Raw genomic sequence first — 19,582 nt, 5'->3', positions numbered from 1 at the left:
CGATACGTTGAATACCGAGAATCTAAATGCGAAGGCTATGTTGCAGGGTATCTGGGTGGAGGATAATACTGATGAGATAGTATTTAAGGTAGAGGGTGATACTATTTATTATCCTGACAATTCAAGTCAACCGTCCTATTTTCGTATAATCAACGACTCGCTGGAACTTGGTGGATATCGTTATGCGGTAGTGCAACAGTCGGAACATTTCTTTTGTTTTCAGAATCAAACGGGGGATGATGTGAGATTGCGAAAGAGCACATCGCAGGCAGATTCGTTGGCATTCTGTGGGCTGCAGCCTGAGATGATTTCAAGTTCGGCAATTGTGAAACGTGACTCTGTGGTACTTTATAATGGTGAACGTTACCATTGGTACGTCGTTGTTAATCCCACAAAGTATCAAGTGACAAAGACTTCATATAATAGCGAGGGCGTTGGTGTTGAGAATGTATATTATGACAATATCATACACATCAGCTTATATCATGGTGCGAAACGTTTGTTTTCACGCGACATGAAAAAGCAGATGTATGAAGATAAGGTTCCTAAGGAGTTCCTGTCCCAGGCTATTCTGGGCGGCATGACATATGATTACATAGACGCTAAAGGCGTTCATTTCAATGCCACACTTTGTATCCCAGAAGAAGCCAGTTGTTATATGGTGGAGACGTTAGTTGGTTTCGATGGCCAGCTGTCTATGAATCTGCTGGAGTATTAAGCCAGTTGTCAATCATTCTGCGGGCAATCGATAGCTTTTCAGGCAGATTCGGCAGATTGTCACGGTGGAACCATGCTGCATTGCTTAACTCTTCGCGTTGTAGATGTAGCTCACCTCCGGCATAGTCGGCTTGGAAACCCACCATGATGCCGCAAGGATAAGGCCAGGGCTGCGAACCAAAGTATCTCAGATTCTTAATAGACAGGCCTGTTTCTTCCATAACTTCCCTTTTTACAGCCTCTTCCAGTGTTTCTCCAGTTTCCACGAAACCGGCTACGAGGCCATAGAAATCTCTTTTAAAGCTTCTACCTCGCGCTAACAATACGGTGTCGGCATCGCGATGGATCAGTACGATAACGGCAGGGGCCAGTTGGGGCCATATTTCTTTGCCGCACATCTCACAACGTTTTGAGATGTCTGTGTGGAAGTGCATATGTCCTCCGCAAACTCCACAGAATTTGGTGTTTTGATCCCAGTAGATCAGTTCGGCACATTTTCCAGCTCTGAGATACAGTTCTTCCGTCAGTTTATAATAGCTTTGGCGGAGAGGGCACATCTCATATTTGTCGTTGTCTGTGACAGGTGTCTCTATGGTGTATGCTTTAACCTCGGCATCGTTGATGGTACCGACATTGAGCATTGTTGTCCAGGGCTTCAGAGCGATGGGAGGCTCTTCAAGGAAAGGAATGGTGTAGGTGCCATCTACTTTTTTCTCCAACATGATGTCATCCTTACAGAATACAAAATAGTAGCGTTTCATTGTTTTATTCTCCAAATATTAGTTTTCTGTCTCGTTGTGCAGCGGGTTTAGTCCATGTCTCTGGCACAAATTTCCAATTGCAGTTGGGCGAAGGACTGATGTGTCCCATGCGTTCCATCTCCTCCATCATGTAGTGGCGCAAGTCTAAAGATGATTTGAAGATGATGCGTTTCTCAATCTCCTCATTAGCGATGCCAGCTCCTTTGGTTAGCAGTTCGCCGCCGCCACTGCCTCTATAACTGTTCATGGCCACCTTATATGTCTTGTTCTCATTGAATGGTTTGCCATTGCTAAGACGCAGTATGCGCACCTTCTGTCCGGCTGGTTTGGTGACATCTACTTCGTAGTCTATGCCAGAGGCGGAATCGAAATTAAATGTGAAGTTCTGGAATGCTGGGCGCTGTTGACTGCCAGTATTGTCCTTTTTGAGAAGTAACAGATGGTCATCGGCACTTTGCATGGTGTTGATCCAGCGGGAGTAGCTCTCTTCCAGATAATTCTTGATTTCCCTGCCGGTCATCTTCAGTACATAGAGTTTGTTCTCATATTTATATAGGTTGAACATATCTGCAACCGTTATGTTACCAGCCTTGATGCTACTATCAAACGAGAGTGGGGCGTTGAAAGATATATCTGCTTTTGATATTTTCAGCATCATGTTGTGAATCAGGTCGGTGAATGCCGAGTTGCCAAAATAGCCGTCGCGTGTACTGATCGTATGGTTGAGGTGACAGATACGCCTGCTGGCATATTGTTTGACGCTGTCTATCTCTTTCTGAAAGTGAGTCATCATGGCCTCGTCAATAGCTTCCTTGCTGATATTGACTAATTCGCCTTTAATAGCCTTGTTAGTGATTTTCCCACCCTTGACTGTCAACTCTATCGTAGCATCCGATACGTGTGTGGCATTGTTGGCTGGGTCGAGAATCAAGACCTGCTCTCCTGCCTCATTGGTAATCCATTCTTTGTTGCGGGTGTGGTCGTGACCATAGAAAATGATATCAAATCCTGGCACTTCTCGAGCCACACGAGCAGAAGCATTCTCCTCTATACCATTGTCTAACGTGATGCCTCCATCCTTTCCGCTATGGAAGAGTCCTATGACGATGTCGGCATGCTCGCTGTCTTTCACGTGCTTTACCCACCGACTGGCATCTGCTACCATTTCCTGAAACGATAGGCCTTTCCATATAGTCTCGTCCAACCAGCAGGGAATGGTGGGTGTCAGCATGCCGATCACGGCAATTCTTACACCCTCGCGTTCAAACATGGTGTATGGCGCTACATATGCTTTTCCTGTCTTCTTGCTAATGATATTGGCACCAAGCATGGGGCATTTCACCTCCTTTATCCATTTGTCGTACACTTGATGACCCGTTTCAATGTCGTGGTTGCCAATGGTTTGGGCATCGTAACTCATGTAGTTCACCACCGATGCAGCTATATTCTCATCACCAGCGTTCACAAAGTTGCTCCAGTAGTTGAGAGGTTGTCCTTGCAAAATGTCGCCATTGTCCAATAGCAGCAGGTTGTCTCCATAGTCTTTCCTGAGACGATTGACATAGGTACTTACCCTAGCCAAAGAGCCCTCTAATGGCTTGCGCTCAATAAAGTCATAGGGGAAAAAGCGCCCATGTACGTCGCTGGTCTCGATAATCCTGAGACGAACGGTCTTTTCTGCAGATTCGGCCTTGATGCTTGAAGTACACAGTAGTGACATACCGATGATTAATAGCTTCTTCATAACGAATGGTGTATAACGATATTCGCCTGCAAAAATACAAAAAATAGAAGGAAAGACGGCAATAAAAAGATAAAAAATTTGAGGGCTGCCAATCAGCAACCCTCAACCAACACAAAAACTAAACTAGACTTAACTAAAGCTTATATAGGATTTTCACAAACCCTTATTAGCGTCTGCAAAGTTACGACTTATTTCCGAAACATCAAAATGTTTTTGGAATAAATTTCACTAAAAATACAAAAACGCTATAATTTTGTGGTCAAACTGACCAAATATTGGTCTAAAATGGTCATTGCGGCCATTGCCTCGACAACGGGTACTGCTCGTGGTAAAACGCATGGATCGTGCCTTCCTCGAGCCGTAAAAGTTGTAGAATTTCCTTCTATGTCAACAGTTGACTGTTCACGTAAAAGCGTGGCCACGGGCTTGAAGGCTACCCTGAAGTAGATGTCTTGCCCGTTGGAGATACCACCTTGGATGCCACCACTGTGATTGGTGGTCGTTTGGATATTGCCGTCTGCCTGGGTAAACACGTCGTTTTGCTCAGATCCGCGCTGTGTGACACCGGCAAATCCTTCGCCGTATTCAAAGCCTTTCACAGCATTGATACTCAGCATGGCGCTGCCTAGTAGAGCATGTAGCTTGTCGAACTCGGGCCCACCGAGCCCAACTGGGCATCCTTTAATCACACAGGTGATTACGCCGCCAATGGTGTCGCCATCGGCTTTCACCTGCTGTATCAGTGCTTCCATTTGGGCGGCTTTCTGCTGATCGGGGCATCTCACGGCATTGCTCTCGGTCTGCGAGAGGTTGTAGAGACGATAATCGCGCTCCAGTGAAATGTCGCCTACCTGCGATGTGTAGGCCTGAACGGTGATGCCCAGCTGTTGTAAGGCCAACTTAGCCAGTGCTCCGCCTACCACACGACTGATGGTGATGCGGGCAGAAGAGCGGCCACCGCCACGATGGTCGCGCGTACCATATTTATTATAATAAGTGAAATCGGCATGCGATGGGCGAAAGATGGTGCGCAGATTCTCGTAGTCTTGAGAATGCTGATTCTTGTTGCGCACGATGAAACCAATAGGAGTACCTGTTGATACGCCCTCGAAAACACCACTGAGCAGTTCTACCTGATCGGGTTCCTGACGTGAAGTGGTGATAGCACTTTGACCAGGGCGACGACGGTTCAGCTCTTGCTGAATGAAATCCATGTCAATCTGGATGCCTGCCGGCATACCGTCGATAACACCTCCGATGGCTGCGCCGTGGCTTTCGCCAAAGGTGGTCAATGTGAATAATTGTCCGAATGTGTTCACTTGTCTATGGTATTTAGCTTAGTTATTAATTACATTTGCAGTCGTCGCCGCAGCCGCCACCGCAGCTTCCGCCACAGTCACCGCCACAACCGCCACCGCAGTTGCCGCCGCAGCCACCGCATTCGCCACTCAGATGGCTGAGCAACTTTTGGATTTCTTCGTTGGTAGCTTCGCGGTTTTCCAGCACTTTACCTGTAAACTGCAGTGTCTTGCCAGCCAAGGGATGGTTCGTGTCGAGTGTGACGCCATCGTCTTCGATCTTGTCAACGCGCACCATGAAGCGCTTCTCTTCGCTGTCCATCATGGTGATGACGGCGCCAGGGAAGATGTTTGCCTCGTCAAACTTGCCGTTGACCTCGAAGATTTCGCGTCCTACCTTATGTACACCCTCGGGCTGATACTCTCCGAAAGCATCGGCTGGGGCCAGCGTAAAATCGAATGTAGTGCCTGCCTCCATGTCGATCAGACGATTCTCGAAGCCATCGAGCGAGAATCCGAAACCGCTAATGAAGTTGAACGGACGGTCTTGCTGAGTTTCTTCTTCCAGATTCTTTGCGCCCTCTTTGTCGATAGAGTAGAGCTGATAGCTCACAGAGATGTACTTGTTTTGTTTCTTATCCATTTCTTGTTGATTGTTATATATTTGTTTTGCAAAGGTACGAATTTATTCATAATTACCCGCATGTGCGAGCAATAAATAATTTTATGAAGTCAAAATGGAAGTTAAAAGCCGGTGTAGTAGAGGAAGTGTATAGAGTGGGCTGCCAGCAGAATGGAGCGGTTTATGTAGGAAATGGCTGACAGACCCGAAATAGGTCAAGTCGTTGATTTGGGTCAACAAAAGGGGCTGTTATCGCACACAATTACAAAAAATCCATTGCAGGTTCGTAAAAACGTCGTACCTTTGCATCGTCAAAAGGAAATAAATCCTGATGACAAAGGATAACAATAAAGGATAACATTAAATGAAAGTAGGGACCTGAAAGGGAACAAAAAAGTAGTATTAAACAGAAAAGGATAACCAACACACCCTGAAGGTTCTGAGTAAAGAAAGAAAGGAAAGAGATTATGAAGAAGATTGTTTTGATGATTGTAGCAATGATGAGCATGACTATGACTTATGCTGAGAACGAGAACAACAATGCAACTCTGAACGCTGATGCTTACAATATGAATATCAACATGCGTAAGCTGGCCGTTACACTGGGTCTGAATGGCGATCAGATGGAGGCTGTTGAGGACATCCACAACAACTTCTGCAACGAGATGAAGTTGGCTGCAGCTGCAAATAGCGACGAGCGTGAGGCTCTGGTTGACAACGCCGTACGTAAGGACATCCGCTACATGCACTACGTTCTTGATCGCAAGCAGTACAGAACTTATTTGATGCTGCTCAACGTAACATTGCAGAACCGCGGTTTGAAATAATAGTTTTAAGTGAATAATATTAACTGAAGGTTACTGGAGGTGTACTCGTGATGGAGTGCACCTCTAGTTTTTTTTGACGTTTTGTTTGGAAACTTCACCATAAATGTTTAACTTTGCTGCCAAATAATGTTTGAACTCATGAAAAATATTCGTATCCTTCTTTTGACGTTAGTGTCATCTATTTTAGTGGGATGTGGTACCACTTCAACGGTGCCCATTACGGGGCGTAAGCAGAACCTGCTTGTTGACGACCAGCAGGTGTTGTCACTTTCTTACCAGCAGTATCAGCAGTATATGCAGAATGCCAAGACTTCAACCAATGCTACCAATGTGGCAATGGTGAAGCGAGTGGGGCAGAATTTGGCCAATGCCGTGGTGAAATATCTAAATACGCATGGTTTAGGCAATGAGGTGTCGCAATATAAGTGGGAGTTCAACCTGGTGCAAGAGCGTTCGGTGAATGCCTTCTGTATGCCTGGCGGAAAGATTGTGGTATATGAGGGGCTTTTGCCTGTGACGCGTGATGAAGCATCTCTCGCTGTTGTTTTAGGCCACGAGATAGCACATGCTGTAGCTAAGCACTCAGCCGAGCGACTGAGCAACGAGTATAAGAAGCAGTATGGTGTATCGCTATTGGGCGTAGGTGCGCAGGTGGCTGGTGCCAGCGATGGAATGACCCAGTTGTTGGGATTAGGTGCATCGTTGGGATCTTCGCTGTGGACATCGGGATTCTCGCGCAAGCAGGAGAGTGAGGCCGACCACATGGGTTTGGTCTTTGCTGCTATGGCAGGCTACGACCCACAGACGGCAGTTTCTTTCTGGCAGCGTATGGCAGCTCAGTCATCGGGGGCTGGTGGCTTGTTTAGCGATCATCCGTCTGATGAGAAGCGCATCAAAGACATTCAGAAGTGGTTGCCCGAGGCCAAGAAGTATTATAAAGCCAGCAACGCAGCACCAAAGACTTCAAAGACACTGCATATTACCAGCAAGAAGTCAGCTAAGAAATAGTTACTGAATAAGCATAGAAAAGTGCCACTTTAACCAGTTTAGAGTGGCACTTTTCTGTTTTTATTTAGGCTGAATTGATGGCTTATTCAAGGCGTTTTATAGCTTCAAAGAAAGGCTTCTATCTACCAATAGTTTCGCTTTTGATTTGTTTCTAGACTTTAGATTGATCGTTTCCAGACTCTAGATGAGGTGATTCTAGACTCTGGAATTGGTGCGTCCAGACTCTAGAAATTACTAATCTAGAGTCTAGATGCAGACCAAAACTTACCGAATTAGAGGGCAAAAGTGCCACTTTTAGCTCGTTAAACAATAACTATTGCACATTGAAAGGGCTACTTTTGCTATGCAAGACTAATGCTTTTGTCATTCATAATGGGATTGTGGTGGCTGCTTTATGAAAAGATCTACAGTGGACGAGTTTCTTAAATAATCTTGCAAAAATATGCATTATGTCACGAATATGGAAGTTTTTAGCTAATTTTGCAGCTAAAATCATGCAGAAGATATGAAAAAGGAACTATTAATGATGACTTTGTGTATGGCACTTTCTGCTCATGCACAGACGAAAGACGGTGGCATCTCAGACAAGATGCTAAAGGAAATTCAGAAGGAAACCAATCTTAGCGGTACAGAGCGGGCATTGGTGAATGCCATTGCTGCTAATGCTATCGACAACTTGGCGCAGAACCATCAGAATGCCAAGGCGTTGAATACGCATTTCAGCGTGGAGACAAAATCGCAGTCAATCACTGACCAACAGCAGTCGGGCCGCTGCTGGATGTTTAGCGGCATGAACGTGCTGCGCAATGATTTCAACCTTCGCACAGACTCGCTGACGGTAGAGTTTTCGCAGGCTTACTTGTTCTTCTGGGATCAGTTGGAGAAGGCCAACCTGATGCTGCAGGGCGTCATCGATACTGCCGAGAAACCCATTGATGATCAGCGAGTTCAGTTTTTCTTCCATAGTCCAATAGGCGATGGCGGCACATTCTGTGGCGTAGCCGATTTGGCAGAGAAATATGGTTTGGTGCCCAAGGAGGCCATGCCCGAGTCGTTCTCTAGTGATAATACCTCAAAGGCGCGTCAGCTGGTATCTTCAAAACTGCGCGAGTATGGATTGCAGTTGCGTGATATGGCTCAGAAAGGCAAGAAAGGCGTTTCGCTGGATAAGGCCAAGACACGCATGCTGGCACAGATCTACCGCATGTTGCAGTACACCATAGGCGAGCCACCACAGGTGTTCACCTATGCTTTCCGCAATGAAAAGGGTGAGACCGTGGGAGATGAGAAGGAATATACGCCATTGTCATTCTATCAGGAGGTGGTAGGACAGCCACTGAATGGCAGTTTTATCATGGTGATGAACGACCCTCGTCGTGAGTATTACAAGACCTATGAGGTGGATTTCGACCGTCATACCTACGATGGACATAACTGGAAGTATGTGAATCTGCCCATGGACGATATCGAGCAGATGGCTATCAGCGCCCTGAAGGCAGGACGTAAGTTGTATAGTTCGTATGACGTAGGCAAAATGCTGGATCGCAAACGTGGCTATGCCGATACCGAGAACTATGACTACGGATCACTCTTTGGCACTTCGTTTGCTATGAACAAGGCCGAGCGCATCTCTACGTTCGATAGCGGTTCTACCCACGCTATGACGCTGACTGCCGTAGATCTGGACAAGAAAGGCAATGCCAAGAAGTGGAAGGTGGAAAACTCCTGGGGTGCTACTTGGGGACAAAAGGGCTGCCTGATTATGACCGATCGCTGGTTCCGCGAGTATATGTTCCGTCTGGTGGTGCCCAATGAGTTTGTACCCAAGAAGGTGATGCAGGCCTATCAGTCGGCACCCGTCATGGTGATGCCAGAGGATCCCTTGTTCCAGATGGATGAATAATCTGAGGTGTTGTAACCCAGCATCTCCATTTCCAGTGAGGCCCATATAAACGGGCCAATACCCTTCGCATCGTCGTCGCGCTGGGGCTCCGACAGATAGTAGTCGTAGCTGCCATCGCGACGGCGATTTTCTTTCACACTTCCCTTAGGGTTGATCTTCCTGATGGCAGCTTCCACCTCAGGAGTTGCTGCCGGGCCGAGCCCAGCCACGCTGCAGCAGTGGGTCAGTGAAATAGTCTTGTCGGTATTGATGCGTACGAAGTTTTTGATAATGCCGTGGTAGGCACGGATACCAGCATCGCGATACTTGGTGCCCACGTAGCCCTTGCGGTAGGCCTTCAGCAGGGTGTAGGCAAACATGGCTGAGCAAGTGCTTTCCAGGTAGTTACCCTCGCGACCAGGAGCATCCATTACCTGATACCACAGATGGCTGCTTTTGTCTTGCCATTTCAAGATGGCGTCAAGGTCGCTTTGCAGCAGTTCGATGACTTCCTGACGGCGTGAATAGTCCTCTGGCAGCGCATCGAGCACCTCGATAAGTGCCATTGAGAACCATCCCTGAGCGCGCCCCCAGCAGTGCTGCGAAAGTCCAGTCTGCTTGTCTGCCCAGAACGTATGGCGTGTTTCATCGTAGGCATGCCGATTTAATCCAGTAGCAGGATCTAATGTGAGCTGATAGGTTGTCTTTAATTGGTTCACCGCGTCATCATATATCTTATCGACGGCACCCTTCTTTCTCTCGTTGGCTGGTGTGGTAATGGGAGCTGTCATTGTGCGGAATGGTAATCCCATGAAGATACCGTCGAGCCACACTTGGTAAGCATAGATAGCCTTATGCCAAAACACATTGTCGGCTATGGTGCGAGGCTGGTCTTGCAGTTGCTTCATCATTGTTTTCATCGCCAGAAAGTTTTTGGTTTTTGGCCATTTCTGATACATGCGGGTTACGAAGTGTCCAGTGCGTACGTTGTCGAGATTGTAATCCTGCATCTGGTAGCCAGTGATATTGCCTTCTGCATCTATCATCTTGTCTGTGTACATCTTGCAGTATTTCAGGATATCGTCGCCCCCATATTGAAGATAGGTGTCGAGCATAGCCTCCAACTCGATTCCCATCACATAGCTCCACTTTGGCTTTGTCGAAAAATCCAGTAGATACGACTCTGGCACACGTTGCATTTCAGAATAGGTGAGCCATTCTGAGAAATGTTTGTAGGGCAACTTTTGTAGTACCAAAGAACCATTAATCACCAGATCTTCATAGTTGACATCTTCTGCCAGTCCCTGTTGGGATATTGGTTTGCCGTAAACACCGTCAAATCTGCAGTTCTTAACCTTAATATGCTGAATAGCGCGCGAAAGTGAGTCGGCCTCGTAGCCTATCATCATCACACCATATTTTGAAGTACGACTAGTCACATTTTCCATCAAGACATTTCGCACTGTGGGATAATAGCCGCGACAGCAGATCTCCTTTGGTTCGTAGTCTGTGTTGATCTTGAGAATAGCCTCTTTACACACACCAACCCTGACGTTGCGCATGTTGATGTTTTCTATCACACCTCCACGACACGAGTTAGTCTTGATTCTCAGCACACGTTCCAATTCTGGTGCGTCCATGTCGCAGTCGTGTACAAACACGTTCTGGCAACCGCCAGAAATCTCCGAGCCTATCACCACACCGCCGTGACCATTCTTCATCACGCAGTTGCGAATGATGATATTCTTTGACGGCATGTTGCGTTCTCGTCCGTCACGATTGCGTCCACTCTTGATGGCAATACAGTCATCGCCTGTGTCGAAGAAACAGTCTTCTATCAGCACGCGATTGCAGCACTCAGGATCGCATCCATCGCCGTTGGGACCATCGTTGATCATCTTTACACGTCTGACGGTGACGTCTGTAGAGTGGAGGGGATGTAGCACCCAGAATGGTGAGCGCAGCAGTGTGACATCCTCCAGCAGGATGCGCTCGCACTTGTTGAAGTTTATCAGTTGAGGGCGTAGGCCGTCTTTCTGCTTAAAGATACGTTCTATATTGCGTCGTCCTTTCTCGTTGTACATCGGTATGCCATCTTCACCATTACTCAGTAGTCGTGGGCGGGCTTCGCACTTCTGGGTTGTCATACCTTCCTTCCAACCGAATCGAGCTGCGCCTGACCAGGACCACCATGTTTCTTTCGAACCACCACCATCGATGGTACCTTTGCCAGTGATGGCGATATCAGTTTGCTTAAAGGCGTAGATGCATGGTGAGAGATTGAAGCATTCCACACCCTCCCACGAGGTTTCTACGATGGGGTAGAGTTCGGGCTGGAAGGCGAACTCAAGTACGGCACCCTCCTGAACTTCCAGGTTGACCCCGCTTTTCAGTTGGATGGCACCAGTGAGATATTTCTTGCTAGCAGGTACAACGACACGTCCGCCACCTTTCTTCGAGCAGCGGTCTATGGCCTTCTGTATAGCCTTCTGGTTGTGTGCTGCTGTAGCTTGAGGCGCTGCACCAAACTGGGTGATGATGTACTCGTCATCGTTAGTTCGTGGAAGCTGTATACTTTGTTCTATTTGTTGGTATAATGCTTCGTTCCATTCCTGAGCGTCGGTTGTCAACGAGGAAAGAAAGAAAAGTAGGAAGCCGATTAGCAGTAGTCTTTTCATTATCAGGATTGTATGAATGATGTAACTATGTGTGCAAAGTTAAACAAAAAAACAACACAGTCAATCAGTCTCCCGTTCTTTTTATAGATTTATCTGCTTTACGGATAAAAAACGCCATGAGCTAAGCAGAACTCATGGCGTGATGGTTGTTTTGGGGAGAGTTATTTCTCTAAGGCACTGAACAGCTGGTCAAGGGCTGCATTGGCGTCTCCCTCGCTTTCGTTGAGCAGGGAGACAAACTTAGAACCAATGATGGCACCTGCAGCATTGTCTTGGGCAGCTTCGAGCGTCTGTTTATTGCTGATGCCAAAACCTATCATGCGTGGATTGCGCAGGTTCATAGCATTGATGCGACGGAAGTATGCCTGCTTCTGTTCGTCGAAACTCTTCTGTGTGCCAGTGATAGCTGCCGATGAAACCATATAGATAAAGCCATCGGTATGGTCGTCTATGAAGCGGATGCGCTCCTCGCTGGTTTCTGGTGTGATCAGCATGATGATGCGCAGGTCGTATTTGTCGGCTATTGGCTTCACGGTGTTCATGTAGTCGTCGAAGGGAAGATCGGGAATGATAGCTCCGCTGACACCAGCGTCCACACACGACTGGCAGAACGCTTCGATGCCGTAGTGCAGAATGGGGTTGAGGTAGCCCATCAATACCAATGGTATCTCTACTTGATCCTTGATGCTCTTCAGTTGGCTGAAAAGCAACTTCAGGTTCATACCGTTTTTCAGCGCCTTGGTGGCAGCACTCTGAATAACGGGGCCATCGGCCAGAGGATCGCTGAAGGGAATGCCTACCTCAATCATCGAGATGCCGCGCTGCTGCATGGCCAGAATGACATCGGCAGTGCCTTCGAGTGTAGGACAACCTGCACAGAAGTAGAGCGAAAGAAGTTTCTTGTCCTTACTATTTTCGAAGAGATAGTTAATCTTGTTCATAGAGCTTGAATGAATTGTTTGAGTTGTTTGATATCTTTTAGTCCAGGGGTTATTTCGAAGCGGGAGTTGAGGTCTATGCCGATGCATTGAGGATGATAGAAGTGTCTTAGCTTCTCTGCGTCGTCAGGACCTATTCCGCCACTCAGCAGAAAAGGGGTCTGGCCGTTGTAGGCTGCAAGCACATCCCAGTCGAACTTCTCGCCATTTCCGCCTACCGACTTTCCCTTTGTGTCGAAAAGGAAATAGCTGACCACACCCACGTAAGCTTCTGTTTGGGTAAAATCATCGGCAGTGGCAATGTTGAAGGCTTTGATGAGTGGCCATTCTGCCAGTTGGCTGGCATATTCTGCAGATTCGGAGCCATGAAGCTGGATGTAGTCGAGCTGGTATTCGCGGGCCTTTTCTCTCACTACTTCAATGTCTTCGTCAACAAATACACCTACACGCTTCACCTTTGTTGGCAGATAATCAGGTATCCGGCTGACATATCTCTTGGATTTGGGCCAAAAGATAAAACCCATCAGGTCGATGTCCAGCGCTTCAGCCTCGCGGATATTGTCCGCCTCTCGCATTCCACAGACTTTTATCATAACTTAGAAATCACAGACCTTTTTATTATAACTTAGAAATAAATGCGTTGAGTGCTACGCCAGGATCGGCTGTTTTCATGAAGTTCTCGCCAATGAGGAAGCCACGGAAACCTGCAGAACGAAGAAGTTTCACGGTGTTGGGGTCTGAAATGCCGCTTTCGCTTACTTTCACCGCCTCTCTTGGCAGTAGTTCTGCCAGTCTGAAAGAGTTCTCTACGTCTGTAACAAACGAGCCGAGGTTGCGATTGTTGATGCCACATACATCTGGTTCCAACTCGGCATATTCCAGTTCTGCTTCCGAATGCATCTCGAGCAATACCTCCAAACCCAGCGCATGGGCCTTTTCCATCAGGCGTTTGCACTCCTGTTTTGAAAGACATGCAGCAATCAAGAGTACTGCCGAGGCGCCACAGAGGGCTGCAGCATAGAGCTGAGCCTCGTCGATGACGAAGTTCTTGTAAAGGATAGGCAAGGTGACGCCACTCTGCCGCGCCTGACGAATGAACTCGTCTGCTCCACCGAAGTAGTGCTCATCGGTGAGTATTGAGATGGCAGTAGCGCCATTCTGTTGATAGCTCAGCGGTATGATGTCAGCACGTCCGTCTTGCTTTATCCATCCTTTCGAAGGCGATTTGCGTTTGAACTCGGCAATGATGCCCGTCTCGCTCTGCAGCAGCGCCTCGCGCAAAGAGGGTTTCTTTGCGCAAAGGCGTTCCAGCTCCAGATGTTTATGGGCAACGATTTCTTTTAGAATATCTTGCATCATGTTATTTCTTCGTTATTGTGTTGTCGCGATATCAACTGTTGTCTTGAGAATAGTTTAGCTATTCAACTCAACAAACTTCTTGAAGGTCTTCAGTGCGTTGCCACTATCGATACTCTCGCGGGCTATCTCAATGCACTCCTCAATGCTCTTCTTGCCTTGTTCCAATACCTGGATACCAAAGGCAGCGTTAGCCAGTACGATATTCTTCTGAGCTGGCAGTGCACGATTTTCAAGAACAGAGTCGAAGATGGCAGCAGCTTCTTCCTCGGTGGCACCACCTACCAATTCTTCGGGTTTTGCAATGTCGAAGCCCAAATCCTGTGGTTTAAAGATACGTTCGTATTCTTTGGTGGTCACCTTAAAGTCGCCTGTCAGTGAAATCTCGTCGTAGCCGTCGATAGAGTTGACGATACCATAGTCGATGCCCAGTTTCTGATAGACGCTGTTGTAGAGGCGCATCTGGTCCAGATTGGCCACACCCAGCAGCTGGCACTTGGGTTGTGAGGGGTTGACGATGGGGCCCAGCAAGTTGAAGATGGTGGGGAACTGCAGGGCCTTGCGGATAGGACCAACAAACTTCATGGCTTTGGCAAAGAGCTGTGCATGAAGATAAACAATGCCAGCCTCGTTCAGCGAACGGTTCAGCTTGTCGATATCATCCGTGAACTTGATGCCGTGATGCTGAATCACATTGCTGGCACCCGATACAGAAGTAGCTGCATAGTTGCCATGCTTAGCTACCTTATAGCCAGCACCTGCAATGACGAAACAAGCAGTAGTAGAGATATTGAACGTATTCTTGCGATCGCCACCCGTTCCTACGACGTCGATATAGCGATCGGCTTCAAGAATGGCAGGAACACCTGTCTCCAGAATGCCATCGCGAAATCCCAGCAGTTCATCTACGGTGACGCCACGCATCTGCAGACAGGTCAGCAGCGCTGTGATTTGTTCGTTGGGGTATTCGCTCTGTGTGATACCAATCAGAATCGATTTCATTTCCTCACGAGTCAGTTCCTCGTGGTTCAGCAACCTGAAGAGGTAGCTTTTCATTGTCTGTTCCATCTTTTTTGTGTTTGTATGTTATAAGAATAAGAAGTTCTGTATCATTTTCTTTCCGTCGGGTGTCAGCACGCTCTCCGGGTGAAACTGAATGCCGCGGATGTTGAGTGTCTTGTGGCGCAGGGCCATGATCTGTCCTTCATCGCTGACGGCAGTCACTTCAAGACAACTGGGAAGGTCGGTCTTTGATACTACCCATGAGTGGTAGCGGCCGATGGTGATGTCGCGCTCGATGCCACTGAAGATGGGGTCTTCAGCTATGATATGGCAGGGTGTCGCCACACCATGAAAGACATCCGAGAGATTCTCCAACTTGGCGCCAAAGACTTCGCCTATGGCTTGGTGACCCAAGCAAACACCCAGTATGGGCTTCTTGTCGGCATAGGTGCGAATGACGTCGAGCAATAGGCCTGCCTCTGAAGGAATGCCAGGTCCTGGCGAGAGCACAATCTTGCTGTATTGCTCCAGGTCTGCGAGTTCAAACTGGTCGTTGCGCAGCACAGTAACTTCTGCACCCAGTTCTTTAATCAGGTGACTCAGGTTATAGGTAAACGAGTCGTAATTATCTATGATAACGATTTTCATAATTCTGCAGCTTTAATAATGGCTCTTCGTAAAGCACCCAGTTTGTTGTTCACTTCTTGTAGTTCGTATTCCTCATCGCTTTTGGCCACGATGCCGCCACCTGCCTGGAACCACAGTTCGCCGTTGCGGCTTACGAAGGTGCGAATGGTGATGGCTTGGTTCAGCGAACCGTCTAAGCCTATGATGCCGATGCATCCGCCATAGGCGCCACGGTTATGTGGCTCATATTCTGAGATCAGTTGCATAGCGCGCACCTTGGGCGCACCAGACAGGGTGCCAGCAGGAAAGGTATCGATGAAGGCCTTAATGGGGTCAGCATGCTGGTCCAGTTCGCCACTGACGCGCGATACCAGATGAATGACGTGAGAGTAGTACTGCAGATCCTTGTAGAAGTCCACCTTCACATTGTGGCAGTTTCTCGACAGATCATTGCGAGCCAAATCTACCAACATCACGTGCTCGGCATTTTCCTTGGGGTCGTTGCGCAGATACTCAGCTCCTTTGCGGTCAGCCTCTGCATCGCCAGTGCGCTTGGTGGTGCCGGCAATGGGGTCGATATAAGCCTTCGTACCTTCTATACGACAGTGAGTCTCGGGGCTTGAGCCAAAGATGCGGAAGCCACCAAAGTCAAAATAGAACAAGTAGGGTGAGGGGTTGATGCTACGCAAGGCACGATAAAGCTTGAAATCGTCGCCCTCGTATTTCTGTATAAAACGGCGTGAGAGTACTATCTGGAAAACGTCGCCACGCAAACAGTGTTGAATGCCGCGGCGGATGTTTGCCTTGTGCTCCTCGTCAGTAAGGGTAGAGCATACGTCACCCACGGGGTGGAAATCGTAGGCCTTCACATTGGCTTTGTTCATAGCCTTCAAGACGTTGTCTATGTCGGCTTCCTCTCCCAGGGTCACCACCTTCAAGGTGTTGTTATGATGGTCGAACACGATGACCGTCTTATAGAGTATGTATAGCAAGTCGGGGGCATCGTTCTTGGCCTGTGTCTCGTCTTTCACCTGAATATCCTCAAAGTATCTCACGGCATTGAAACTGGTATATCCAAAGAGCCCACAGAGGTTGGCATCTTCACCATTCACCTTGATATTGTCTATCAGTTCATGGATAGCTTCTGCCGACTGATAGCTCTTGTCTATATCGCGCTGCAAGGTGCTGCCGTCAGGAAATGAGATAGTGGCTACGGCATGACCAATGGCAACGCTGGCAATTGGGTTGATGCCGATAAACGAACGAGAGTTGGCTGCATCGTGATAGTCGGAACTCTCCATCAGTGCACTCTGGGGATAGAGGTCGCGCAGTCGCATGTAAACTCCAACGGGTGTGTAAAGGTCGGCCAGAATGGTCTTGGTGGTTGTTGAATAGTTAAAAGTTGCCATATTCCTTTGCCATTTGTTTGTTCTTCAGATAAGTCTCTACGTCTTTGTCGCCACGACCGCTGACGGTGAGTACCACCACGTCGGTGGGCTTGAACGAAAGTTTCGACAGTGCCGCAATGGCGTGCGCACTCTCAATGGCAGGGATGATACCCTCCATGCGGGTCAGTTCGTATCCGCCATAGATAGCTTCGTCGTCGTTGATAGAGAGCACTTTGGTGCGTCCCTGTTTGGCCATATTGCAGTGCATAGGACCAACGCCAGGGTAGTCGAGTCCTGCCGAGATGGTGAAGGCTTCCTCTATCTGTCCGTTCTCGTCTTGCATCACCAGCATCTTGGCGCCGTGCAGAATGCCAGTGGTGCCTTTGTGGATGGTGGCAGCGGTGTGGTTGGTTTGCCATCCGTGTCCGCCAGCTTCTGCCAGCACAATGTTTACGCGCTCATCGTCCATGTAGTGGTAGATGGTGCCGGCAGCATTACTGCCGCCGCCTATGCAGGCGATGAGGTAGTCGGGATAGTTGCGGCCTATCTTCTCTTCCAACTGCCATTTGATCTCTTCAGAGATAACGCTCTGCATGCGCGCTACCAAGTCGGGATAAGGATGGGGACCCATAGTAGAACCCACGATGTAGAACGTGTCCTGCGGATGACAGCACCAGTCGCGAATGGCCTCGCTGCATGCATCAGAGAGGGTCATGTTGCCTGTGCGAACAGGATGAACCTCGGCTCCCAGCATCTTCATGCGTTCAACGTTGGTGTGCTGGCGTTCCACATCGGTGGCACCCATAAACACCTCGCACTTCATGTTCATCAGTGCGCAGACCGTAGCAGTAGCCACACCATGCTGTCCGGCACCTGTTTCAGCGATGATGCGCGTCTTGCCCATCTTCTTTGCCAGCAGGATCTGACCAATGGTGTTATTGATCTTGTGTGCGCCGGTGTGGTTCAGGTCTTCACGCTTCAGATACAGCTGACAACCATATCGCTCGCTCATGCGCTGAGCGTAGTAGAGTGGTGAAGGGCGTCCCACGTAGTCCTTCAGCAGGGCGTGGTATTCCTTTTTGAACTCCTCGCTCTCGATGATGGGCAGATAGGCTTCCTGCAGATCGTGCACGCACTTGTAGAGAATCTCGGGCACATAGGCACCGCCAAACTCGCCGTAAAATCCTTTTTCGTTGACTTGATAATTACTCATATATATTATTGCTTTGTGTTGAAATCTGTGGTAAATTTTAAGGGGCCCGTCGTAAGAACGACAGGCCCCTCTATATTTCCTTTAGCAATCTAATAGGTACGCGGCTATCTTCTCACGATCTGTTGAATCTTGAGCTATGCCACCACCAATAGTTTGCTATTCTTGTCATTTTCTTATTGTATTGTTTTTAAATTCGTTGGCAAAAGTAATAGTTTTCTTTCAAACTGCCAAATATTTTGCCGATTTTCTTTCTTTTTATTTGCAGATAACAATTATTTTCTACATTTTACCTTGGTCGCCCAGATAAGAGTCTTTGAAACCCAGGAAGTAGAGCACGCCATCAAGTCCGATGGTGTTGATGCTCTGTTTGGCATTGGCCACTACACGTGGTTTAGCGTGGAAGGCTATGCCTAAGCCTGCTTCCGATATCATAGGCAGGTCGTTGGCACCGTCGCCTACGGCAATGGTTTGTGCCAGGTTGACCTTTTCCACCTGAGCGATGAGTTTCAGCAGTTCTGCTTTGCGCTGTCCATCTACGATTTCGCCCACGTAGTTGCCAGTCAGTTTGCCGTTGTCGTCCACTTCCAGTTCGTTGGCATAGACGTAGTCGATGCCATATTTGCGCTGCAGATATTCACCGAAATAGGTGAATCCACCACTCAGGATGGCAATCTTGTAGCCACAGCGCTTCAGGATGGTCATCAGTCGGTCGGCACCTTCAGTGATGGGCAGGTGTTCAGCGATGTCCTGCATCACGCTGACGTCCAGTCCTTTCAGCAGTGATACACGGCGCTTGAAGCTCTCTTTGAAGTCTATCTCGCCACGCATAGCGCTCTCTGTGATGGCTTTCACCTGGTCGCCGACGCCAGCACGCTCTGCCAGTTCGTCGATGCATTCAGTCTGGATGAGTGTAGAGTCCATATCGAAGCAGATGAGACGGCGCATGCGGCGGAACATATCGTCTTTCTGGAACGAGAAGTCTATTTCCATATCTGCTGATAGCTTCATGAACTTCGACTGCATCTCCTGACGGTTGCGAGGTTCGCCACGCAGCGAGAACTCAATGCAGGCGCGCACGTGTTTGCCAGGGTTCTTGATGCTCTTGCGGCCTGTCAGACGGATGATAGAGTCGATGTTCAGTCCTTGGTCGGTGATGACGCGTGTGGCAGCTTCAATCTGTTTGGCTTCCAGCTGTCGGCCCATCACCATCAGGATGTAGCGGTTTTTGCCCTGATGTCCCACCCAGTCTTCGTATTCCTCGTCAGTGACGGGCGAGAAACCTATGTTCACTCCCAGTTCGGTGGCCTTGAACAACAGCTCTTTCATCACGGGGCCCGAACTCTCTTCGTTCAGTCGAATCAGGATGCCCAGTGACAGCGTGGCGTGAATGTCGGCCTGTCCGATGTCCAGAATCTGTGCGTCGTATTTCGCTAAAATGCCCATCACCGCAGCTGTCAGTCCTGGTCGGTCCTGACCGGTGATGCGTATCAATATTTGTTCTTCTTTCATAGATGGTATTAA

General features: G+C 48.4%; 17 protein-coding genes. 4 read left to right on the top strand and 13 right to left on the bottom strand.

Annotation, left to right across the window (positions count from 1 at the left end; all coding sequences use genetic code 11):
- The first annotated feature begins 241 nt into the window (after positions 1-241).
- The gene (locus T496_RS15080) at positions 242-718 is read left to right on the top strand and encodes a DUF4738 domain-containing protein (RefSeq protein ID WP_197018918.1); all 477 of its coding nucleotides are present in this window, start codon (positions 242-244) and stop codon (positions 716-718) included.
- Here T496_RS15080 and nudC read toward each other — a convergent pair.
- The 4 genes from nudC to T496_RS0103085 all read right to left on the bottom strand — a co-directional run bounded on the left by nudC (position 696) and on the right by T496_RS0103085 (position 5,163).
- On the bottom strand, positions 696-1,478 hold the full coding sequence (gene nudC / locus T496_RS0103100; protein ID WP_027449452.1) for an NAD(+) diphosphatase: 783 nt from the start codon (positions 1,476-1,478) through the stop codon (positions 696-698). The genes T496_RS15080 and nudC overlap by 23 nt on opposite strands.
- Positions 1,479-1,482: 4 nt before the next feature.
- The gene (locus T496_RS0103095) at positions 1,483-3,222 is read right to left on the bottom strand and encodes a bifunctional metallophosphatase/5'-nucleotidase (protein WP_027449451.1); all 1,740 of its coding nucleotides are present in this window, start codon (positions 3,220-3,222) and stop codon (positions 1,483-1,485) included.
- Between the two features lie 245 nt (positions 3,223-3,467).
- Positions 3,468-4,541: a chorismate synthase gene (gene aroC, locus T496_RS0103090; RefSeq protein ID WP_027449450.1), complete on the bottom strand. Its 1,074-nt coding sequence runs from the start codon at positions 4,539-4,541 to the stop codon at positions 3,468-3,470.
- Positions 4,542-4,566: 25 nt separating this feature from the next.
- On the bottom strand, positions 4,567-5,163 hold the full coding sequence (locus T496_RS0103085; protein WP_027449449.1) for an FKBP-type peptidyl-prolyl cis-trans isomerase: 597 nt from the start codon (positions 5,161-5,163) through the stop codon (positions 4,567-4,569).
- Positions 5,164-5,609: 446 nt separating this feature from the next.
- Between T496_RS0103085 and T496_RS0103080 the strand changes: the two genes are divergently transcribed.
- The 3 genes from T496_RS0103080 to T496_RS0103070 all read left to right on the top strand — a co-directional run bounded on the left by T496_RS0103080 (position 5,610) and on the right by T496_RS0103070 (position 8,880).
- Positions 5,610-5,969 carry a hypothetical protein gene (locus tag T496_RS0103080; protein ID WP_027449448.1) on the top strand — a complete coding sequence of 120 codons (360 nt, stop codon included), beginning with the start codon at positions 5,610-5,612 and terminating at the stop codon, positions 5,967-5,969.
- A gap of 138 nt (positions 5,970-6,107) precedes the next feature.
- Positions 6,108-6,977 carry a M48 family metallopeptidase gene (locus T496_RS0103075; RefSeq protein ID WP_027449447.1) on the top strand — a complete coding sequence of 290 codons (870 nt, stop codon included), beginning with the start codon at positions 6,108-6,110 and terminating at the stop codon, positions 6,975-6,977.
- A 505-nt stretch (positions 6,978-7,482) separates the two neighbouring features.
- Positions 7,483-8,880 carry a C1 family peptidase gene (locus T496_RS0103070; RefSeq protein ID WP_027449446.1) on the top strand — a complete coding sequence of 466 codons (1,398 nt, stop codon included), beginning with the start codon at positions 7,483-7,485 and terminating at the stop codon, positions 8,878-8,880.
- Here T496_RS0103070 and T496_RS13310 read toward each other — a convergent pair.
- From T496_RS13310 to serB, 9 genes are all read right to left on the bottom strand, one after another.
- Positions 8,823-11,537 (bottom strand): glycoside hydrolase family 88 protein, encoded by a 2,715-nt coding sequence (locus tag T496_RS13310; RefSeq protein WP_044110547.1) that lies wholly within the window; start codon positions 11,535-11,537, stop codon positions 8,823-8,825. The genes T496_RS0103070 and T496_RS13310 overlap by 58 nt on opposite strands.
- A gap of 161 nt (positions 11,538-11,698) precedes the next feature.
- On the bottom strand, positions 11,699-12,478 hold the full coding sequence (trpA, locus tag T496_RS0103060; protein ID WP_027449445.1) for a tryptophan synthase subunit alpha: 780 nt from the start codon (positions 12,476-12,478) through the stop codon (positions 11,699-11,701).
- A complete protein-coding gene (locus tag T496_RS0103055; RefSeq protein ID WP_081778497.1) occupies positions 12,475-13,068 on the bottom strand; it encodes a phosphoribosylanthranilate isomerase in 594 nt (197 codons plus the stop codon). The genes trpA and T496_RS0103055 overlap by 4 nt, the downstream gene beginning before the upstream one ends.
- 25 nt (positions 13,069-13,093) lie before the next feature.
- Entirely contained in the window at positions 13,094-13,831 is a 738-nt protein-coding gene (gene trpC, locus T496_RS0103050; RefSeq protein WP_027449443.1) for an indole-3-glycerol phosphate synthase TrpC, read from the bottom strand.
- 57 nt (positions 13,832-13,888) lie between these two features.
- The gene (gene trpD / locus T496_RS0103045) at positions 13,889-14,887 is read right to left on the bottom strand and encodes an anthranilate phosphoribosyltransferase (protein WP_027449442.1); all 999 of its coding nucleotides are present in this window, start codon (positions 14,885-14,887) and stop codon (positions 13,889-13,891) included.
- A 30-nt stretch (positions 14,888-14,917) separates the two neighbouring features.
- Positions 14,918-15,481, bottom strand: coding sequence for an anthranilate synthase component II (locus T496_RS0103040; RefSeq protein ID WP_027449441.1), 564 nt, complete (start codon positions 15,479-15,481; stop codon positions 14,918-14,920).
- Positions 15,478-16,869 carry an anthranilate synthase component I family protein gene (locus tag T496_RS0103035; protein ID WP_027449440.1) on the bottom strand — a complete coding sequence of 464 codons (1,392 nt, stop codon included), beginning with the start codon at positions 16,867-16,869 and terminating at the stop codon, positions 15,478-15,480. The genes T496_RS0103040 and T496_RS0103035 overlap by 4 nt, the downstream gene beginning before the upstream one ends.
- Positions 16,856-18,061: a tryptophan synthase subunit beta gene (trpB, locus tag T496_RS0103030; protein ID WP_027449439.1), complete on the bottom strand. Its 1,206-nt coding sequence runs from the start codon at positions 18,059-18,061 to the stop codon at positions 16,856-16,858. The genes T496_RS0103035 and trpB overlap by 14 nt, the downstream gene beginning before the upstream one ends.
- A gap of 279 nt (positions 18,062-18,340) precedes the next feature.
- Positions 18,341-19,570, bottom strand: coding sequence for a phosphoserine phosphatase SerB (gene serB, locus T496_RS0103025; RefSeq protein ID WP_027449438.1), 1,230 nt, complete (start codon positions 19,568-19,570; stop codon positions 18,341-18,343).
- Positions 19,571-19,582: the final 12 nt, after the last annotated feature.

This window comes from Xylanibacter brevis P6B11 (assembly GCF_000621825.1).
In the GTDB taxonomy this organism is placed as follows: Bacteria; Bacteroidota; Bacteroidia; order Bacteroidales; family Bacteroidaceae; genus Prevotella; species Prevotella brevis.
The sequence above is the reverse complement of the archived record's forward strand: the minus strand, read 5'-3'. Positions and strand labels throughout refer to the sequence as shown.

What these genes read in the sequence shown, in the direction of transcription:
- nudC (WP_027449452.1), bottom strand. Translation starts at nt 1,478, where the DNA reads ATGAAACGCTACTATTTTGTATTCTGTAAGGATGACATCATGTTGGAG.
- T496_RS0103095 (WP_027449451.1), bottom strand. Translation starts at nt 3,222, where the DNA reads ATGAAGAAGCTATTAATCATCGGTATGTCACTACTGTGTACTTCAAGC.
- T496_RS0103085 (WP_027449449.1), bottom strand. Translation starts at nt 5,163, where the DNA reads ATGGATAAGAAACAAAACAAGTACATCTCTGTGAGCTATCAGCTCTAC.
- T496_RS0103080 (WP_027449448.1), top strand. Translation starts at nt 5,610, where the DNA reads ATGAAGAAGATTGTTTTGATGATTGTAGCAATGATGAGCATGACTATG.
- T496_RS0103075 (WP_027449447.1), top strand. Translation starts at nt 6,108, where the DNA reads ATGAAAAATATTCGTATCCTTCTTTTGACGTTAGTGTCATCTATTTTA.
- T496_RS0103070 (WP_027449446.1), top strand. Translation starts at nt 7,483, where the DNA reads ATGAAAAAGGAACTATTAATGATGACTTTGTGTATGGCACTTTCTGCT.
- T496_RS13310 (WP_044110547.1), bottom strand. Translation starts at nt 11,537, where the DNA reads ATGAAAAGACTACTGCTAATCGGCTTCCTACTTTTCTTTCTTTCCTCG.
- trpA (WP_027449445.1), bottom strand. Translation starts at nt 12,478, where the DNA reads ATGAACAAGATTAACTATCTCTTCGAAAATAGTAAGGACAAGAAACTT.
- T496_RS0103055 (WP_081778497.1), bottom strand. Translation starts at nt 13,068, where the DNA reads ATGATAAAAGTCTGTGGAATGCGAGAGGCGGACAATATCCGCGAGGCT.
- trpC (WP_027449443.1), bottom strand. Translation starts at nt 13,831, where the DNA reads ATGCAAGATATTCTAAAAGAAATCGTTGCCCATAAACATCTGGAGCTG.
- trpD (WP_027449442.1), bottom strand. Translation starts at nt 14,887, where the DNA reads ATGAAAAGCTACCTCTTCAGGTTGCTGAACCACGAGGAACTGACTCGT.
- T496_RS0103040 (WP_027449441.1), bottom strand. Translation starts at nt 15,481, where the DNA reads ATGAAAATCGTTATCATAGATAATTACGACTCGTTTACCTATAACCTG.
- T496_RS0103035 (WP_027449440.1), bottom strand. Translation starts at nt 16,869, where the DNA reads ATGGCAACTTTTAACTATTCAACAACCACCAAGACCATTCTGGCCGAC.
- trpB (WP_027449439.1), bottom strand. Translation starts at nt 18,061, where the DNA reads ATGAGTAATTATCAAGTCAACGAAAAAGGATTTTACGGCGAGTTTGGC.
- serB (WP_027449438.1), bottom strand. Translation starts at nt 19,570, where the DNA reads ATGAAAGAAGAACAAATATTGATACGCATCACCGGTCAGGACCGACCA.